Below are 18834 nucleotides of genomic sequence, written 5' to 3' on the forward strand. Positions count from 1 at the left end.
TCTTAAATCGAGTTATTCACGATTTACGCTAAGCCGGGAAACAAGTTACGTAGTCCATTGGCGATAAATTCAATACCGAGCGCACCAAGGATCAGACCCATGATACGGGTGATTACGTTGATACCGGTTTGTCCGAGCAAGCGGACGATATACGGTGCTGAACGGAAAAGCAGCCAAGAGCAAAAACTGAAGGCGACAACGGTCAAAATAATCCCCAAGGTATCCAGCATATTTGGATAACGTGAGCCATAAACAATCGTTGAACTGATGGCACCGGGTCCGGCCATGAGTGGCATCGCCAGTGGGACAACCGCAATTTGCTCACGGCTGATGTATTCGGATTTTTCCTGTTTATTCTGCTTATCCTCACCGAGCTTACCGCTCATCATCGAAAAGGCGATGCTAAGCAGCAGTAAACCGCCTGCAACACGAAATGAATCGAGAGAAATACTGAAGAGGTCGAGCAGCATTTGACCCGCCAGTAAGGCGATGATCAAGATGATGGCCACGGCGATATTCGCGGTCGCTGCGGTTTTATTTTTCTCTTCCAGCGTCATGTGGCCAGTAAGAGAAACAAATACCGGCATAATGCCTACAGGGTTTACTGCAGCCACAAGGCCGAGAAAAAATTGGAGGAATATGGCAATTTCAAAGCTTTGCATGATGAAGTCTCGTAACCATCATAGGGACGTAAAGAAGCGTGCGTAATGTAAGTTAAAGATAGCAAAAGCACGAATGAAAAAAATTGAGTCGCTATTGATTATTATGTGAGAAAAACTAATTGATGAAGAATTATGCAAAGAGTAAGTGTCATTCTTGTGTCAAGTTTGTTTTCTTATTCTTTTGCCTGTTAACATTCGCACATTTTTTGTAAAAACTTGGGCGAACTCTGGTGGTCATAGACATAACCGATATACTCTCAGTAGCACGTTAACCCCCTCTTAAAAGTGGTGGTTGTGTTTAAAAATGAAACTTTTTTACAGGATGTTGTAGTTTTTTTAGTTTTTGAAAGCTAAGTGCGGTTTTTTTAATCACGAGTGATTTTTTGTTTAAATCGTTTAATTTCAATTGTTTAGTTTATGTTTTTACTCTTGGGTACCACTTGTTAGGTAATTAGTTTTTCATAACTGATCTGAGTCAATTTTTTTCACAGTCTGAAATATTATACTCAGCCGTGAAAGCAATTTACTAAGTCGGTTGTAAGTTAAGTCTTTGAACCACAGTAAAAACGAACTGCAGCACACTTACTAAAGAGTTTTTAACATTTTTTTATTTTAGGAGATTCATTATGCCTGTTACTAATCTGGCTGAACTTGATGCTCTGGTTGCTCGCGTTAAAGCAGCTCAAGCTGAATTTGCTACTTTCTCTCAAGAACAAGTAGACAAAATCTTCCGTGCAGCCTCTCTAGCAGCAAACCAAGCACGTATCCCGCTAGCACAAATGGCGGTAGAAGAATCAGGTATGGGTATTGTTGAAGATAAAGTAATCAAAAACCACTTTGCTTCTGAGTTTATCTACAACAAGTACAAGGACGAAAAAACCTGTGGCATCCTCGAAGAAGATGACAACCTAGGTACTATGACTATCGCTGAGCCTGTTGGCATCATCTGTGGTATCGTCCCAACGACTAACCCAACCTCAACCGCGATCTTCAAATCACTGATTTCTCTGAAGACTCGTAACGGTATCATCTTCTCTCCACACCCACGTGCGAAAAACTCAACCAACGCAGCAGCGAAACTGGTTCTGGATGCGGCAATCGCAGCGGGTGCACCAAAAGACATCATCGGTTGGATTGACCAACCTTCAGTTGAGCTGTCAAACGCTCTGATGAAACACGATGGCATTGCACTGATCCTTGCGACGGGTGGCCCTGGCATGGTGAAAGCGGCTTACTCTTCTGGTAAACCAGCCATCGGTGTAGGTGCAGGTAACGTTCCTGTTGTTATCGATGAAACTGCAGATATCAAACGTGCGGTTGCTTCTATCCTGATGTCTAAAACGTTCGACAACGGTGTAGTGTGTGCTTCTGAGCAAGCGGCTATCGTCGTGAGCGAAGTTTACGACGAAGTGAAAGAGCGTTTCGCAACGCACAAAGCGCACGTCCTGAGCAAAGCGGATGCAGACAAAGTGCGTAAAGTACTGCTGATTGATGGCGCTCTGAACGCGAAGATCGTAGGTCAACCTGCTGCTGCTATCGCTGAAATGGCAGGCGTAAAAGTACCTGCAGACACTAAAGTGCTGGTGGGTGAAGGTCTGGGCAAAGTCTCTTATGACGATGAATTCGCTCACGAGAAACTGTCTCCAACACTTGGCCTGTTCCGTGCTGACAACTTCGAAGATGCGGTTGCTCAAGCGGTGACTATGGTTGAGATCGGCGGTATCGGTCACACCTCAGGTCTGTACACCAACCAAGACGTTAACGCAGACCGTATCCGTTACTTCGGTGACAAACTGAAAACTGCCCGTATTCTTGTCAACATCCCAACCACTCACGGTGGTATCGGTGACCTGTACAACTTCAACGTTGCACCGTCTCTGACTCTGGGCTGTGGTTCTTGGGGTGGTAACTCAATCTCTGAGAACGTAGGTCCTAAGCACCTAATCAACAAGAAAACTGTTGCGAAGCGAGCTGAAAACATGTTGTGGCACAAACTACCTAAGTCTATCTACTTCCGCCGTGGTAGCCTTCCAATCGCGCTGAGCGACCTAGAAGGTAAAAAACGCGCATTCCTAGTTACTGACCGTTTCCTATTCAACAACGGTTATGCAGACGATGTGGTTGCCCTACTGAAAGCGCAAGGCATGGAAGTTCAGACATTCTTCGAAGTAGAAGCGGATCCAACACTGTCTGTCGTAGAAAAAGGCGCGGCAGCAATGCAAAGCTTCCAACCAGATGTGATTCTCGCTCTAGGTGGTGGTTCACCAATGGATGCGGCGAAGATCATGTGGGTAATGTACGAGCACCCAGAAACTCACTTCGCAGAACTGGCCATGCGCTTTATGGACATCCGTAAGCGTATCTACAAGTTCCCTAAAATGGGTAAAAAAGCTGAGCTTGTGTGTATCACTACCACTTCAGGTACGGGTTCAGAAGTGACACCATTTGCGGTTGTGACTGACGACAAGACTGGCGCTAAGTACCCACTGGCAGACTACGAACTGACACCACAAATGGCGATCGTAGATGCGAACCTTGTGATGAACATGCCTAAGTCTCTGACCGCTTTCGGTGGTTACGATGCGGTAACTCACGCACTCGAAGCTTACGTATCTGTTCTTGCGAACGAATACTCAGACGGTCAAGCACTACAAGCGCTGAAGATGCTGAAAGAGTACCTACCTTCTAGCTACGCGAATGGTGCGAAAGATCCAATCGCTCGTGAGAAAGTACACAACGCAGCCACTATCGCTGGTATCGCATTCGCGAACGCGTTCTTGGGTGTATGTCACTCAATGGCGCACAAAATCGGTGCTGAGTTCCACCTACCACACGGTTTGGCGAACGCTCTGCTGATTGCTAACGTAGTACGTTACAACGCGAACGACAACCCAACCAAACAAACGGCATTCTCTCAATACGACCGTCCACAAGCACGTCGTCGTTATGCAGAAGTGGCGGACCACTTAGGTCTGAGCCAACCGGGTGACCGTACTGCGCAGAAGATTGAGCGTCTGCTGACTTGGTTGGATGAACTGAAAGTTAACCTAGACATTCCAAAATCAATCCAAGCTGCGGGTGTAGCAGAAGCAGACTTCCTTGCAAAAGTGGATGAGCTAGCGGTTGAAGCGTTTGATGACCAATGTACTGGTGCAAACCCACGCTACCCACTGATTGCTGAGCTGAAAGAAGTTCTGCTGGCTTCTTACTACGGTAAGCCATTCGTTGAAGGTCAAACTTTCGAAGGCACCACTGTTATCGTAAAGAAAGCAGATCAAGAAGCGGCGAAAGCGCCAAAAGCGAAAAAGTAATGTGATTGGTTTTCGCTAGCACGAAACAAATCGGGAAATACAAACCCTCCGCAAGGAGGGTTTTTTTATGCCATGACTTTGGGAAGAGTCAGTAAGATGGCCACTTGAGTTAGGTCCACATCACCAAGATAGCGGCCAGAGCCACTAAGATAAGCCCGAATCCATCTTTAATTCGCACTTTTTGACCTAGCCAGAAGATGGAAATCAACATAGTGAAAAAGATCTCCACTTGGCCAAGCGTTTTCACATAAGGCACGGCTTGCAATGACATGGCGCTAAACCAACCTATCGAGCCTAAGCAACTGCTCACACTGGTCAACATGACTAACTTCGGGCGTTGCCAAAGCTTGTACAAGGTCGATCTCTCTTTAATGAGCAAGTATCCGACCAAACAGAGTGTTTGCAGCGAGATGACCAACAACAATACCCAAGCTGCACTGTAAGGGAAGGGGAGTTGTGAGGCGAGACTGGCTTCACGAACCCAGAGTGAAGTGAGAGCAAATGCGCTACCGCTGCTCAAGCCAAGAAGTACGGTCGGGAGTGAAAGCTGTTTAAAACCGCCGTGACTGCTCAGCATAAAGACTCCAACCCCGCCAATCACTACACCAAGCCAGCCTAATACCGTGAGTTGAGTGCCGAAAAACAGCATACCCAAGATTGCAGCCACCAAAGCTTCGCTTTTAGCCAGCCCTGCACCAACCGCGTAGTTGTTGTATTTAAAAAGCTTGACCATTAACGCGGTAGCCAGGATCTGCATGAACGATGCGCCGACCACATAATGCCAAAATTCACTGGAGAAGGTGGGTAATGCGGCAGGTTGCCATTGATAGAGTGCGATCAGATACACGCCAGCAATCGGGCTTGACCAGAGAAAGCGTGCGAGGGTCACACCTGCTGTTGTCACATCGCCAGATAAACGGCTCTGGAATGCGTTGCGCCATGCTTGCATAAAGGCAGCAAACAGGGTGAGAAAAATCCATGTCATGGTGTGCTCCAGAAGAAAGTGGAAGCACCATGCTAGAGAAAGGCTAAATTATCAGCAAGTTAAATCATCGATGGCTGACCGCGGTGAACAAGGCAGCGCGAGGCTGCCTTGGTGATATTATCCTGCCAAAACATCACTAGCGACTTTGTAGGTTGGATCTTCTTTAAGGTTGATTTCCACTAAGCTGCCTGCTTTCTGTAGTAGAGCGCGGCAGTCTTGACTTAAATGGCGCAAGTGCAAGGTTTTACCAACGGCAGCATAACGTTCCGCTAAGGTTTCTATCGCATCAATCGCTGAATGATCGGCCACACGTGAGCGAGCGAAATCGACAATCACTTCTTTAGGATCATGGTGCGCATCAAACAATTCAAGGAAGTTCGCGGCCGACCCAAAGAAAATGGGGCCATGAATATGATATTCCTTATGCCCATCAGGATTGATATGGCTGGCTGCATAAATATGTTTGGCGTGCTCCCATGCAAACATCAACGCAGAGGCAATCACACCGACTGCGACCGCAATCGCTAAATCGGTAAACACGGTAACCACTGTCACCAACACAATGACGAAGAAATCTTGTTTCGGAACTCGGCGCGCTAATTTGAAGGTAGCCCATTCAAAAGTGCCAATCACCACCATAAACATGACGCCGACTAATGCCGCAAGCGGGATCATCTCAATCAAAGAAGCGGTAAACAGGATAAAGCACAGCAGCAATACGGCTGCGACTATCCCCGATAGACGACCACGTCCACCAGAGTTAACGTTGATCATCGATTGCCCAATCATGGCGCAGCCACCCATGGCACCAAACATGGAGCAGGTGATATTGGCTAAGCCTTGCCCCATACACTCACGGTTGGATTGGCCGCGAGTGCCAGTCATTTCATCTAAAACCGCCAGCGTCAGCAGTGACTCTATCAAGCCAATCGCAGCGAGAATTAAAGCGTAAGGGAAAATGATCGTTAGGGTTTCCCAAGTCAGAGGTACCGCGGGAATCGAAAAAGAGGGAAGAGAGCCCGCAAGAGTTGCCGCATCATTCCCAGACATAGCCCGCAGAAAATCCACGACGGTACGAGTTTCCAAGCCTAAACCTTGAACCAGCAGAGTGACAGTGACTATCGCTGCCAATGAAGAAGGTATCGCGGTGGTGAGTTTGGGTAGAAAATGGATGATCGCCATCGTTAAGGCAACCAGCCCTAACATGAGGAGCAATTCCTTTTGTGGTAGCCAAGTCATGACTCCGTTGAGATCGGGAGCTTTAAATTGGCCGAGTTGAGCTAGAAAAATCACAATCGCTAGTCCATTCACAAAACCAATCATCACTGGATGCGGTACCATGCGAATAAATTTGCCTAACTTAAACAAGCCTGCTGCCACTTGCAGTAAACCCGTGAGAAGAATCGCGGCAAATAAATACTGCACACCATGGCTTGCGACTAAGCTCACCATCACCACTGCCATTGCTCCGGTTGCACCAGAAATCATACCGGGACGACCACCAAAAATGGAGGTAATCAGGCCGACAATAAACGCGGCATAAAGGCCAACCATAGGGTCGACCCCCGCGACAAAAGCAAAAGCCACCGCTTCTGGTACCAGAGCCAGTGCGACCGTCAACCCAGATAACACATCATTTTTTATTGAGTGCTGCGAGAAAGAAGGGAATTCAAACATGGGCAAAACCGTGTTCCGTATTTGTGTTGCTCATGAGTGATGAGCATGAAGTGAACCGAGCCGCTTAACATAAAGTGAAAGATCAAGGTGTGACTAAGCGGGTTAATTTTGAACTGCGGATGCTACAGAATTGAACGGTAGGGTGCAATCATCAATTATAGTGTGAGCCCATATCACCAGCGTGAATAAGGTCATCCCCTTGCTACTTGAGCTCTAGCGCTATTGGCTGCAACGCCAAGTAGTATGTACGCAAGGCATCTGCGCAAGAGATGATGCAAGATTGTTGGGAAATACAAGAATCACGAGTAAAAGAAAGGGCTGCGTCGGCAGCCCTTATCGTATGGTTTAGCTATTTAGAAGCTTTGCGGCTTACTCATGCCCGCACGGGCTTGATTACGCGCGACTTGACTACCCGCACCACGTGCTTGGTAACGTTCAGCACGTAAAGGCGCGGCGTTAACCTGCACTTCACGGATGTCATCTGACCCCGGTGCTTTAGTCATCGGCGATGAGGCGTACGGCTGTTGGATGACCGCTTTCGCGGTGAGTGATTTTGCACTCACTGACACTGGCTTAACAACCTTAATTGGTTCTGCCATTTTGTCTGCGATCACTTCAACTGTCGTTTGTGCGACAACCTCGTCACTGATTGTGGCTGGCTCTTCGACTTCAGCGACTTCCGCCACTACGGTTTCTAGCGCCGCAGTTTCTGCTGCTGACTCTTCAATTACCGGAGCTTCAATCACTGCAGCTTCAACTACGACCGGCTCAACGGGTGCGATGAGTGTCTCTGCGATCACGTCAGTAATCACTGGCTCTTGCACTACTGGCTCAGGTTGAACCGCAGCAGTTTCACGACGTGCGATGACTTTACCCATCGCCATTTCTGGGAAGGCAACGCCTCCGAGTACACGTGGCGCTGCCACTTTTTCGCTTTCTACTACCGCAGTTGCCGCAGTCGGTGTTACATGTGTCACATGTTGAGCACCTTCAGCAGTTTCATGGCGCGATTGCGGACGCGGCGCTAAGTCGTAGCGAGGCATCACTTTACCCATGGCCATCTCAGGAGAGGCAACCCCACCTTTACGCAGGCGGAATGGGTTAGGGCGACGATCACGACCGCGACGGCGACGCTGGCCGCTGGCGCGCAGATGACGTGGCGAGCGGCGATTACGACGCTGCTTCTGATCATCTTGCTCGTTATCCTCTTGAGCCGAATCCGCAAAATCATCGGTTACAGGCAGATTAACTGGCGCTGGAGCGTCGAACGCATTGTCAACAGGAGCTGTAGACAGGTTGTCTAACTCTTCTGCGGCAAGCTGATCTTTGACTCGAATTTGCTTCGAGAGCTTACGACGTTGACGACGTTCTTTAACAACCGCGGCTTTCTCTTCTTTAGGCTCAACGGCTTTAACTTCTTGTTGTGCTTCAGCCGCTAATTGGCGACCTTGCTCAAGCAATTTAGCCGTTTTGCTTTCATCTCGTTTATTACGACGATCTTGACGTTCTGAACGCTCCGTTTCTGGACGTTCATTGCGGTCATTACGTTCGTTACGCTCACCACGCTCTTGCTTTGGCTTGCGCTCTTGTGGCTTACGGTTGTTGTTTGATGTCTCTTTATCGTTACGCTCGTTGTTTTCCTCATTACCGCGGCGACGGTTTTTGTCACGAGGGTTACGACGACGATCATTATTACGATCGTTACGTTCACGGCGAGGTTTGTCTTGTTCACTGTTCTGCGTTACAGGCGCTTCTACTTTGGCCGCTTCCGGTGTCGCAGAGAATAGGCTCGCAATCGCTTTAAACACACGGCTAAAGAAACCAGGCTGCGCAGGTTGCTGTACCTCTGCAACAGGTTGAGTTTCTGCTTTAGGTTTTGGTGTTGGAGCAGGAACTGCTTCCGCAGGCGCGGCAAAACCTTTCAGTACTGGCTCTTCAATACGTTTTGGTTTGAGCTCAACATCGACCACTTCTTTGCCTTCCGCTTCTTTCATCGCTTCCAGCTTTCTCGGGATCAGGTAAGAGAGAACATCTTGCTCTTCACCTTCACGCACGCGGATAACTTCAAAGTGCGGTGTTTCCATATCGGAATTTGGCACGATAGTAATGCGAACTTGCTGCGCTTTTTCAATGTGATTGATTGAGCGACGCTTCTCGTTTAACAGATAAGAAGCGATAGAGACAGGTACCACCGCAAGCACTTGCGATGTGTTGTCTTTGAGTGCTTCTTCTTCAATTAAGCGCAGAACAGAGAGTGCCAAAGATTCGTTGTCACGAATCACGCCGGTTCCTTTACAACGAGGACAGATGTGATGGCTTGCTTCTGCCAGAGAAGGGCTCAAACGTTGACGCGACATTTCCAGCAAACCAAAGCGAGAAATACGGCCAATTTGAACGCGAGCACGGTCAACACGCACTGCTTCACGTAGACGGTTTTCCACTTCACGCTGGTGGCGAACAGGGGTCATATCGATGAAGTCGATCACCACAAGACCACCGAGGTCACGCAGACGCAATTGGCGTGCGATTTCATCCGCAGCTTCTAGGTTGGTATTGAGAGCGGTCTCTTCAATATCGCCACCTTTGGTTGCGCGGGCAGAGTTGATGTCGATAGAAGTCAAGGCTTCGGTCGGGTCAATGACGATTGAACCACCAGAAGGCAGGCGAACTTCACGTTGGAAAGCCGATTCAATCTGGCTTTCGATTTGGAAATGGCTGAACAGCGGTACTTCGCCTTCGTATTTTTTCACACGATTGACGAAATCTGGGCGCACTAAACGAATATGCTCAAGAGCACGCTCGTAAATGCTGTTGCTGTCGATAAGAATTTCACCAATATCACGACGCAAGTAATCACGGATCGCACGAACAATCACGTTACTTTCTTGGTGGATAAGGAAAGGTGCAGGGTTTGAATCAGACGCTTGTTTAATCGCACTCCAGTGCTTAAGCAGTACATTTAAGTCCCACTCTAGCTCTTCAGCGCTTTTACCTACGCCTGCGGTACGGACAATTAAGCCCATACCTTGTGGCAATTCTAGTGAGCTGAGTGCGGATTTCAGTTCAGTGCGCTCATCGCCTTCGATACGACGAGAAATACCGCCAGCACGAGGGTTATTTGGCATCAGAACTAAGTAGCTGCCCGCTAGAGAGATAAAGGTGGTTAGGGCTGCACCTTTGCTACCGCGCTCCTCTTTCTCGATTTGCACGATCACTTCCTGACCTTCGTTCAGCACATCTTTGATGTTTGGACGACCTTGGTAGCTATAACCATCAGGGAAATATTCACGAGCGATTTCTTTGAGAGGGAGGAAACCGTGTCTTTCAGCACCGTAGTCAACGAATGCAGCTTCAAGACTGGGTTCAATGCGGGTAATGCGGCCTTTGTAGATATTTGCTTTTTTCGATTCGTGCCCCGGACTTTCAATATCCAGATCGAACAGACGTTGGCCATCGACCAACGCGACACGCAACTCTTCTTTTTGAGTTGCGTTAATTAACATTCTTTTCATTTAGAAATCTCATTTTCTTATATAGTTTTGATTCTTGTTTTTGTTGCCGAGTTTCGTTTTCACGGTGCCAGATCCCATGGCTTATTCGATACAGCCTCCCGGCTGGAGGGGATGCTCTGGGGCACATCAGTATTCACAAGCCAACGATTGCCTGTGATCCGCTATAAAGGCGGTGGGTACTCAACATGAAAAGGCGACGAGTAGAGCAACAAAAAGCCTCAAACAGTGTGTCTTACGCCGTGTGCTGCACCTTGTTTTCGACTGACTACTCATTAATTTGCCAGAAATTGAACGGTAAAGAACAAAATGCCACCAGTTCAGCTCTTGCAGCTGTGAACTATAGCAGTGACTGCCAAAGTCAGCAATCAGCTTTCCAATGTAGCGCAAATTATTTGCGGGAGATTACAAAAAACCAACAATCTAACTTATTGTTAAATAAAGATAAGGTGATTGAAATGTTAGACTTGGAGCATCCGTGCGACCAAATTAGGTAGTGAGCCCAAGGTTAACTTGGTTAAATTGTCGGCAAATGGGGTTGGTGCTAATGAAAAATGGCTTTTTTTGTTGCTAAGAAAATGTGACTTTAACTCGATTCCAGATAGAATAGCGCCATGAACGAAATCAGAACTCAAGTCCAGTTCATCGACATTGATGAAGACATGGCTGGTCAGCGCATTGATAACTTTTTGCGCAACCAATTAAAAAATATTCCCAAAAGCGTGGTTTATCGAATTCTACGTAAGGGAGAAGTGCGCGTGAACAAAAAACGCGTAAAAGCAGAATACAAGCTCGAAGCGGGCGATGTGGTACGTGTGCCTCCCGTCACCGTGGAAGTCAAAGAGAACGAGACTGCTCCACCGAGTACCAAACTCAGTAAAGTGGCGGAATTAGAACACTGTATTGTCTATGAAGACGATCATTTACTCATCCTCAATAAACCGTCAGGTACTGCAGTGCATGGTGGGAGCGGTTTGCACTTTGGTGCGATTGAAGCCTTGCGCGCCCTGCGCCCCCAAGCGCGTTTTCTTGAGTTAGTACACCGTATTGACCGTGATACCTCAGGGATTTTGCTGGTGGCCAAAAAACGCTCGGCACTGCGCCACTTACAAGCTCAGTTTCGCGAGAAAACAGTGCAGAAGTACTACTACGCTTTAGTCATGGGACATTGGGATGCAGAGTGTAAAGTGGTCAATGCGCCGTTGCTGAAAAATGAAGTCAACAGCATAGTGCGCGTGAACTCCAACGGTAAGCCGTCGGAAACCCGATTCCGTATTCTTGAGAAGTTTGCTGAAGCGACGTTAGTACAAGCGAGTCCTGTTACTGGGCGTACGCACCAAATTCGTGTACATACTCAATATATGGGTCACCCGATAGCGTGGGATGATCGTTATGGTGATCGCCGCTTTGATGCTTATACAGCGCAATTTGGGATTGAGCGCCTCTTTTTGCATGCGGCAAACATCCAATTTGTGCATCCTGCCAGCGAGAAAAAGTTGGAAATCCATGCGCCACTCGAAGGGCATTTGGAGCAAGCACTGGCAAAAATGCGTCAGGCTTAAACCGGATGTCTAAACAAGAAAAGGGCGATAATTCGCCCTTTTCTGTTAGTTTTTTCGTGATAAAACCTTGCGGTGTCCGTTGTGCAATGCCAACGCTAAAGTCAAATGACATTGAGCCCTTCATTTTCTAACAACTGAATGAGCTTAATCAGGGGTAAGCCGATGAGTGAATTGGGGTCGTCGCCTTCCAAGCGCTCAAACAAGGCGATGCCTAATCCCTCACTTTTAAAGCTACCTGCACAGTGCAGTGGTTGCTCAGTCTCGACATAACGTCTAGCCATACTCTCGGATAAGGTTCGAAAATGCACAGTAAAGGTATCGCAAAGCACCTGCGTTTGCTGAGTTTGGTTGTTAAAAAGCGCTAAGCCAGTATAAAAGGTAATCGCTTGACCACTTTGGCGTAAAAGTTGTTCAACGGCTTTTTCAGTAGTTAAGGGTTTACCGATGATTTGGTCATCGATCACGCAGACTTGATCTGACCCAATCACTAAGCTCGGGTCTGCTAAAAAGCAGCTACGCGCTTTGTTTTCAGCCAAGCGCATCACTAAGTGTTCGGGTGTTTCTCCGATTAACGGCGTTTCGTCGCAATCGGGTTTTGCAGTGACGAAAGGCAGCTTTAATTTCGCCAGAATTTGTTGGCGAAATGGAGAGGTAGAAGCTAAAACTAGTTGGTAATTTTGCATTTTACTTTACAATCATCGCGTGTTTGACAGCAGCATAACGTATCCTAATGCGCTGTTCATAATGCTCTCTGTGGAAAGGGAAAAAAAACCAAGTTTTTTGCCTTTTTCTTTGACTAAATCTGTTTTGGAAGATAATATTCGCGCCCTATGCAAAAGGTAAAAATACCGCGAACGGTTGATCCGGCTAAAGCCGCTCAGAAAAGATTAGACTTTGATGGCATCATCCAAGTTAATTTGTTCAAGCGCTTAGAGGAGTCAGTCGCAGGCGTTAAACGCGACGCTGAAGTTTCATTGTCATTTGAGATTGATGAACAGCAACTGGTTGTTATCTCTGGTAAAGCTAACATCGAAGTTGATTTAGAGTGTCAGCGCTGTAACGAGGTTTTCGCACACGAGTGCGAAGTTGAATTCACTTATACTCCTTACTTAGGTCGTAAAAGTGAAGAAGACGCCCCAGACGAGTATGATTTGGTAGATCTAAACGAGTTTGGTGAGGTTGACCTAGTTCAGTTAGTTGAAGACGAGTTCATCTTAAATTTGCCTCAAGTTGCGATGCATGACGAAGCGGATTGTAGCGTTGATTCAGACAATTTGGTGTTTGGTGAACTTCCAGAAGAAGTTTTGGAAGAGAAGCCGAATCCATTCGATGTTTTTAAAAAGCTTGAAGAAGTAATTCGCTAAGCATTCTTAACATAGGAGTAGGGTCCATGGCCGTACAACAAAACCGTAAAACACGTTCAAGACGTGGCATGCGTCGTTCACACGATGCGCTAACTGCTGCAGCGCTATCTGTAGACGCAACTTCAGGTGAAACTCACCTGCGCCACAACGTAACCGCTGAAGGTTACTACCGTGGTAAAAAGGTTATCAACAAGTAAGGTTGACCTTTGCAAAATTTAACCGTTGCACTTGATGCAATGGGCGGGGATTTCGGTCCGCGCGTAACAGTGCCTGCCGCCGTGCAGGCACTGTCACATTTCCCAGAGCTAAAAGTGATCTTAGTGGGTGATCAACATCAGATCGCTCAACAACTCTCTCTTCTTGGTTATTCGGCCAATACGCGTTTAAGTATTGTGCACAGTGACCGTGTCATCTCCAACTCCGAAAAACCTTCGCTTGCTTTACGTCACAGTGCTGGCAGTTCTATGGGCATGGCGATTGATCTTGTTGCTGAAAATCAAGCGGATGCGTGTGTCAGTGGCGGAAATACCGGCGCTTTGATGGCGCTGTCGCGTTTTCGTCTCAAATTGCTACCAGGTATTGATCGTCCGGCGCTGGTTTCTGCTCTGCCCACTATTTCTGGCCGCAAAACCTGGATGCTCGATCTGGGCGCGAATGTCTCAAGTGATGCCGATTCTCTGTTTCAATTTGCGGTGATGGGCGCCGCGCTTGCTGAGCAGCATCTGCAGCAAGCTCCACGAGTGGCAATTTTAAACATCGGTGCAGAAGAGATTAAAGGCAATGATCTGGTTAAGCGCTGTGCGGAAATGCTGACCCAAACTCAGGCGATCAATTTCATTGGTTATATTGAGGGTAATCAACTGTTAACTGATGCGGCAGATGTGATAGTGTGCGATGGCTTTGTCGGGAATGTCTGCCTTAAAGCGTGTGAAGGAACAGCGCAACTCTTTATCGATAAGTTAAAAAAATCGCTTTTAGCCTCATCCATAAAGGGTTGGATTGCAAGAAAACTGTTTTCTGAGCTCTTTACTGAATTAAAAACCCTGAACCCCGACCAGTATAACGGCGCAAGTTTGCTAGGATTGCGCGGCATTGTCATTAAGAGTCATGGAAGTGCTGATGTATCCGCGGTCGTGAATGCGATTTCTGAAGCGGTGCATGAGGTGAAACGACAAGTACCCAGCCGTATAAGCGATCGTTTGGAAGCGGTTTTACTCGAGAGGCATTATTAGTCTTCATGTATAGCAAAATTTTAGGTACTGGCAGCTACTTGCCATCTCAGGTGCGTACTAACGCAGACTTAGAGAAAATGGTAGAGACCAGTGATGAGTGGATTGTTGCTCGTACTGGTATTCGCGAGCGTCGTATTGCGGCTGACAATGAAACCGTTGCCGATATGGCATTCTTCGCTGCGCAAAATGCCATAGACATGGCCGGTATTGATAAACACGACATCGATATGATTATTGTGGCGACCACCAGTGCGAGCCACACTTTCCCATCAGCCGCTTGCCAAGTGCAAGGTAAACTGGGGATAAAAGGATGTCCAGCGTTTGATTTGGCCGCAGCGTGTTCTGGTTTTATGTACGCGCTCTCTATTGCTGATCAGCATGTCAAATCTGGCATGTGCAAACATGTTTTGGTGATTGGTGCGGATGCGTTGTCCAAAACCTGTGACCCCACAGATCGTTCGACCATTATCTTATTTGGGGATGGTGCTGGCGCGGTAGTAGTGGGCGCAAGTAACGAGCCGGGCATTCTTTCTACTCACATCCACGCCGATGGCGAGTTTGGTGATTTACTGAGCCTTGAAGTGCCTGTTCGTGGTGGTGATAGCGATAAATGGCTGCACATGGCGGGGAACGAAGTGTTCAAAGTCGCAGTAACTCAACTATCTAAACTGGTAGTTGATACGCTAAAAGCCAACAACATGCACAAGTCTGAGCTCGATTGGTTGGTACCACATCAAGCGAACTACCGGATTATCTCAGCAACCGCGAAAAAACTTTCGATGTCGCTCGATCAGGTGGTGATTACCTTAGACCGTCATGGCAACACCTCTGCGGCGACTGTGCCTACAGCGTTGGATGAAGCCGTGCGTGATGGTCGTATTCAGCGTGGGCAGATGCTACTGCTCGAAGCTTTTGGTGGCGGTTTCACATGGGGCTCTGCTCTGGTGAAGTTCTAAACGCACAATGAATTTTGACTTTAAGGAGTCCTAGGACTCCTTATCCATTCTTAGATGAAGGAAAGATTTATGAGTAAGTTTGCTATCGTATTTCCAGGTCAGGGCTCGCAAGCGGTAGGTATGCTGGCTGACCTTGCCGAGCAGTATGCTGTGGTAAAACAGACATTCGCCGAAGCTTCAGAAGTGCTTGGTTACGATCTGTGGGCGCTGGTTCAAGATGGCCCAGTGGAAGATCTCAACCAAACTTTCCGTACTCAACCTGCGTTGCTTGCCGCCTCGGTTGCGATTTGGCGTGTATGGCAGCAACTGGGCCTTGAGCAGCCTGTGGTTTTAGCCGGTCACAGCTTGGGTGAGTATTCAGCATTAGTGTGTGCTGGCGTGATCGATTTTAAACAAGCGATCAAGCTAGTTGAGCTGCGTGGTCAATTGATGCAACAAGCGGTGCCTGCAGGCACGGGTGCAATGTACGCGATCATCGGTCTAGAAGATGAGGCGATTGCTAAAGCATGTGCGGACGCGGCGCAAGGTGAAGTGGTTTCTCCTGTAAACTTTAACTCACCAGGCCAAGTGGTTATTGCTGGTCAAAAAGATGCGGTTGAGCGTGCGGGCGTTCTGTGTAAAGAAGCGGGCGCGAAACGTGCGCTGCCTCTGCCAGTTTCCGTACCATCACACTGCGCGTTGATGAAGCCTGCTGCCGATGAATTGGCAAAAACTTTAGCAGATCTTGAATTCAACGCACCACAAATTCCGGTCATCAATAACGTTGATGTTGTGGCTGAAACGGATCCGGTAAAAATTAAAGATGCGTTGATTCGTCAACTCTACAGCCCAGTTCGTTGGACTGAATGCGTTGAACAAATGAGCGCACAAGGTGTCGAAAAGCTGATTGAAATGGGGCCGGGTAAAGTATTGACTGGTCTAACAAAACGTATTGTAAAAAACCTAGAAGGTGTCGCAGTCAATGACGTGGCTTCTTTGGATGCGGTGAAATAACAACAGGAAGAAAACATGAGTCAATTCATGAATCTAGAGGGCAAAGTTGCTCTTGTGACTGGCGCAAGCCGCGGCATTGGTAAAGCGATTGCTGAACTCTTAGCTGAACGTGGTGCCAAAGTGATTGGTACGGCAACCAGCGAAAGCGGTGCGCAGGCGATCAGCGACTACTTGGGTGACAAAGGCAAAGGTATGGCATTGAATGTGACCAATCCTGAGTCTATTGAAGCGGTTCTGAAAGCCATTACCGATGAGTTCGGCGGCGTCGACATTCTGGTGAACAACGCTGGTATCACTCGCGATAACCTGCTGATGCGCATGAAAGAAGAAGAGTGGTCAGACATTATGGAGACCAATCTGACGTCGATTTTCCGTCTGTCTAAAGCCGTTTTACGTGGCATGATGAAAAAACGTCAAGGTCGTATCATCAATGTTGGCTCTGTTGTTGGCACTATGGGTAACGCAGGTCAAGCCAACTACGCGGCAGCAAAAGCGGGCGTAATTGGCTTTACTAAGTCAATGGCGCGTGAAGTTGCATCGCGCGGTGTGACCGTCAACACAGTTGCACCAGGTTTTATCGAAACTGATATGACAAAAGCGCTGAATGACGAGCAACGTACTGCTACACTAGCGCAGGTTCCAGCAGGTCGACTGGGGGATCCTCGTGAAATTGCGTCTGCGGTTGCTTTCCTTGCATCACCAGAAGCGGCATACATCACCGGCGAGACACTGCATGTCAACGGCGGTATGTACATGATCTAACAATTTTGCCTTATTGAACGATTGAGCAAATTCAGCGCTCGTGAGGCAAATTTGTGTGAAAAATGTAAGTAACATGCACAATATTTATGCATGATTTATATCAAAAATGGTGTGAATTTCGGTTAAAATCGCCTAATTTGTGGTTAGACCAGAAACCTCACGCTTGCAACTTTCCCTAGTTCGAATAAACTACGGAATCATCGCATTAGGCGAAATCTGTAAAGGAAAAGAAAAAATGAGCAACATCGAAGAACGCGTAAAGAAAATCATTGTTGAACAGCTAGGTGTAGACGAAGCAGAAGTAAAGAATGAATCTTCTTTCGTTGAAGACCTGGGTGCTGATTCTCTGGATACTGTTGAGCTGGTAATGGCTCTGGAAGAGGAATTCGATACTGAGATTCCTGATGAAGAAGCAGAGAAGATCACTACTGTTCAAGCTGCGATCGATTATGTAACCAGCAACGCTCAGTAATCTCTCCTCAGGCGGCTCACTGGCCGCCTGAATTTTTCTTAGTTCTCAACCCTCTCTCATTTCAATTCCGGAGAATATTATCGTGTCCAAGCGTCGCGTTGTTGTCACTGGCATGGGTATGTTGTCACCGGTAGGCAACACTGTAGAGTCATCTTGGAAAGCCTTGTTGGCCGGCCAAAGCGGCATCGTCAACATTGAGCACTTCGACACTACCAATTTTTCTACTCGTTTCGCAGGCCTGGTAAAAGGTTTTGACTGCGAACAGTACATGTCAAAAAAAGATGCTCGCAAAATGGATTTGTTTATCCAGTATGGTATTGCTACGGGCATTCAGGCTTTGGAAGATTCAGGCCTAGAAGTTAATGAAGGCAATGCTACCCGTATTGGTGTAGCGATTGGTTCGGGTATCGGCGGCCTTGAGCTGATTGAAACCGGACATCAAGCTTTAATCGAGAAAGGCCCACGCAAGGTTAGCCCTTTCTTCGTACCCTCAACCATCGTCAACATGATTGCCGGTAACCTGTCTATCATGCGTGGTTTACGTGGTCCCAATATTGCGATCTCTACGGCCTGCACCACGGGCTTGCACAATATCGGCCATGCGGCACGTATGATTGCTTACGGTGATGCGGATGCGATGGTTGCAGGTGGTGCAGAAAAAGCGTCGACGCCACTGGGCATGGCAGGTTTTGGTGCGGCGAAAGCACTGTCAACTCGTAATGATGAGCCACAAAAAGCGTCCCGTCCTTGGGATAAAGACCGTGATGGTTTTGTGCTCGGTGACGGTGCGGGCGTTATGGTGCTTGAAGAGTACGAACACGCGAAAGCGCGTGGCGCGAAAATTTACGCAGAAGTGGTTGGCTTCGGTATGTCGGGTGATGCGTATCACATGACTTCACCGAGTGAAGACGGTTCTGGCGGTGCGCTGGCGATGGAAGCGGCCATGCGTGATGCAGGCGTGACTGGCGAGCAGATTGGTTATGTTAATGCTCACGGTACCTCTACCCCTGCGGGCGATGTGGCTGAAGTGAAAGGCATTAAACGTGCATTGGGTGAAGCAGGGACTAAGCAAGTTTTGGTTTCCTCAACCAAGTCAATGACAGGTCACTTATTAGGTGCTGCGGGCTCTGCTGAAGCGATCATTACGGTGATGTCTCTGGTGGATCAAATCGTCCCTCCAACGATCAATCTGGATAATCCAGAAGAAGATTTAGGCGTGGATTTGGTACCCCATGTAGCGCGTAAAGTTGAGAACATGGAATACGCCATGTGTAACTCATTCGGCTTTGGCGGTACTAACGGTAGCTTGATTTTCAAACGCATGTAAAAACTTCATCACTCTTTACTTG

At 47.7% G+C, this 18834-nt stretch carries 16 protein-coding genes; 11 read left to right on the plus strand and 5 right to left on the minus strand.

Going from position 1 to position 18834, the window contains the following annotated elements; genetic code table 11:
• Positions 1–23: 23 nt before the first annotated feature.
• A complete protein-coding gene (locus CEQ48_RS08790; RefSeq protein WP_001190428.1) occupies positions 24–662 on the minus strand; it encodes a YchE family NAAT transporter in 639 nt (212 codons plus the stop codon).
• Between the two features lie 626 nt (positions 663–1288).
• Between CEQ48_RS08790 and adhE the strand changes: the two genes are divergently transcribed.
• On the plus strand, positions 1289–3973 hold the full coding sequence (adhE, locus tag CEQ48_RS08795) for a bifunctional acetaldehyde-CoA/alcohol dehydrogenase (RefSeq protein WP_044127256.1): 2685 nt from the start codon (positions 1289–1291) through the stop codon (positions 3971–3973).
• A 109-nt stretch (positions 3974–4082) separates the two neighbouring features.
• Here adhE and CEQ48_RS08800 read toward each other — a convergent pair whose 3' ends face one another.
• Positions 4083–4958 (minus strand): DMT family transporter, encoded by an 876-nt coding sequence (locus CEQ48_RS08800; RefSeq protein WP_089070969.1) that lies wholly within the window; start codon positions 4956–4958, stop codon positions 4083–4085.
• Between CEQ48_RS08800 and CEQ48_RS20530 the strand changes: the two genes are divergently transcribed.
• Positions 4939–5073, plus strand: a complete 135-nt coding sequence (locus CEQ48_RS20530; protein ID WP_089072364.1) for a hypothetical protein — start codon at positions 4939–4941, stop codon at positions 5071–5073. The two genes, CEQ48_RS08800 and CEQ48_RS20530, sit on opposite strands and share 20 nt — an antisense overlap.
• 2 nt (positions 5074–5075) lie before the next feature.
• On the opposite strand, the gene CEQ48_RS08810 is transcribed toward CEQ48_RS20530, so the two are convergent.
• Together CEQ48_RS08810 and rne are read right to left on the minus strand one after the other, a co-directional pair.
• Positions 5076–6635: a SulP family inorganic anion transporter gene (locus CEQ48_RS08810; protein WP_089070970.1), complete on the minus strand. Its 1560-nt coding sequence runs from the start codon at positions 6633–6635 to the stop codon at positions 5076–5078.
• 353 nt (positions 6636–6988) lie between these two features.
• On the minus strand, positions 6989–10147 hold the full coding sequence (rne, locus tag CEQ48_RS08815) for a ribonuclease E (RefSeq protein ID WP_089070971.1): 3159 nt from the start codon (positions 10145–10147) through the stop codon (positions 6989–6991).
• A 611-nt stretch (positions 10148–10758) separates the two neighbouring features.
• Between rne and rluC the strand changes: the two genes are divergently transcribed.
• Positions 10759–11706, plus strand: a complete 948-nt coding sequence (gene rluC, locus CEQ48_RS08830) for a 23S rRNA pseudouridine(955/2504/2580) synthase RluC (protein WP_089070973.1) — start codon at positions 10759–10761, stop codon at positions 11704–11706.
• Between the two features lie 101 nt (positions 11707–11807).
• Here rluC and CEQ48_RS08835 read toward each other — a convergent pair whose 3' ends face one another.
• Entirely contained in the window at positions 11808–12389 is a 582-nt protein-coding gene (locus CEQ48_RS08835; RefSeq protein WP_089070974.1) for a Maf family protein, read from the minus strand.
• Positions 12390–12536: 147 nt separating this feature from the next.
• Here CEQ48_RS08835 and yceD point away from each other — a divergent pair, with 147 nt between their 5' ends.
• From yceD to fabF, 8 genes are all read left to right on the plus strand, one after another.
• Entirely contained in the window at positions 12537–13070 is a 534-nt protein-coding gene (gene yceD, locus CEQ48_RS08840; RefSeq protein ID WP_089070975.1) for a 23S rRNA accumulation protein YceD, read from the plus strand.
• A 26-nt stretch (positions 13071–13096) separates the two neighbouring features.
• Complete coding sequence (gene rpmF, locus CEQ48_RS08845) at positions 13097–13267, plus strand: 50S ribosomal protein L32 (protein ID WP_000290732.1); 171 nt, start codon at positions 13097–13099, stop codon at positions 13265–13267.
• A 9-nt stretch (positions 13268–13276) separates the two neighbouring features.
• Positions 13277–14302, plus strand: coding sequence for a phosphate acyltransferase PlsX (plsX, locus tag CEQ48_RS08850; protein ID WP_089070976.1), 1026 nt, complete (start codon positions 13277–13279; stop codon positions 14300–14302).
• A gap of 5 nt (positions 14303–14307) precedes the next feature.
• Positions 14308–15258, plus strand: coding sequence for a beta-ketoacyl-ACP synthase III (locus CEQ48_RS08855; RefSeq protein ID WP_000287005.1), 951 nt, complete (start codon positions 14308–14310; stop codon positions 15256–15258).
• 69 nt (positions 15259–15327) lie between these two features.
• On the plus strand, positions 15328–16251 hold the full coding sequence (gene fabD, locus CEQ48_RS08860) for an ACP S-malonyltransferase (protein WP_181712586.1): 924 nt from the start codon (positions 15328–15330) through the stop codon (positions 16249–16251).
• Positions 16252–16278: 27 nt separating this feature from the next.
• The gene (gene fabG, locus CEQ48_RS08865; RefSeq protein WP_001925763.1) at positions 16279–17013 is read left to right on the plus strand and encodes a 3-oxoacyl-ACP reductase FabG; all 735 of its coding nucleotides are present in this window, start codon (positions 16279–16281) and stop codon (positions 17011–17013) included.
• A 235-nt stretch (positions 17014–17248) separates the two neighbouring features.
• Positions 17249–17485 (plus strand): acyl carrier protein, encoded by a 237-nt coding sequence (gene acpP / locus CEQ48_RS08870; RefSeq protein WP_000065130.1) that lies wholly within the window; start codon positions 17249–17251, stop codon positions 17483–17485.
• Positions 17486–17567: 82 nt separating this feature from the next.
• Positions 17568–18812: a beta-ketoacyl-ACP synthase II gene (gene fabF / locus CEQ48_RS08875; protein ID WP_089070978.1), complete on the plus strand. Its 1245-nt coding sequence runs from the start codon at positions 17568–17570 to the stop codon at positions 18810–18812.
• Positions 18813–18834 lie beyond the last annotated feature (22 nt).

The organism is Vibrio tarriae, assembly GCF_002216685.1.
In the GTDB taxonomy this organism is placed as follows: domain Bacteria; phylum Pseudomonadota; class Gammaproteobacteria; order Enterobacterales; family Vibrionaceae; genus Vibrio; species Vibrio tarriae.

Excerpts from the sequence above, each read along its gene's own strand:
- CEQ48_RS08790 (WP_001190428.1), bottom strand. The coding sequence starts at position 662 with ATGCAAAGCTTTGAAATTGCCATATTCCTCCAATTTTTTCTCGGCCTT.
- adhE (WP_044127256.1), top strand. The coding sequence starts at position 1,289 with ATGCCTGTTACTAATCTGGCTGAACTTGATGCTCTGGTTGCTCGCGTT.
- CEQ48_RS08800 (WP_089070969.1), bottom strand. The coding sequence starts at position 4,958 with ATGACATGGATTTTTCTCACCCTGTTTGCTGCCTTTATGCAAGCATGG.
- CEQ48_RS08810 (WP_089070970.1), bottom strand. The coding sequence starts at position 6,635 with ATGTTTGAATTCCCTTCTTTCTCGCAGCACTCAATAAAAAATGATGTG.
- rne (WP_089070971.1), bottom strand. The coding sequence starts at position 10,147 with ATGAAAAGAATGTTAATTAACGCAACTCAAAAAGAAGAGTTGCGTGTC.
- rluC (WP_089070973.1), top strand. The coding sequence starts at position 10,759 with ATGAACGAAATCAGAACTCAAGTCCAGTTCATCGACATTGATGAAGAC.
- CEQ48_RS08835 (WP_089070974.1), bottom strand. The coding sequence starts at position 12,389 with ATGCAAAATTACCAACTAGTTTTAGCTTCTACCTCTCCATTTCGCCAA.
- yceD (WP_089070975.1), top strand. The coding sequence starts at position 12,537 with ATGCAAAAGGTAAAAATACCGCGAACGGTTGATCCGGCTAAAGCCGCT.
- rpmF (WP_000290732.1), top strand. The coding sequence starts at position 13,097 with ATGGCCGTACAACAAAACCGTAAAACACGTTCAAGACGTGGCATGCGT.
- CEQ48_RS08855 (WP_000287005.1), top strand. The coding sequence starts at position 14,308 with ATGTATAGCAAAATTTTAGGTACTGGCAGCTACTTGCCATCTCAGGTG.
- fabD (WP_181712586.1), top strand. The coding sequence starts at position 15,328 with ATGAGTAAGTTTGCTATCGTATTTCCAGGTCAGGGCTCGCAAGCGGTA.
- fabG (WP_001925763.1), top strand. The coding sequence starts at position 16,279 with ATGAATCTAGAGGGCAAAGTTGCTCTTGTGACTGGCGCAAGCCGCGGC.
- acpP (WP_000065130.1), top strand. The coding sequence starts at position 17,249 with ATGAGCAACATCGAAGAACGCGTAAAGAAAATCATTGTTGAACAGCTA.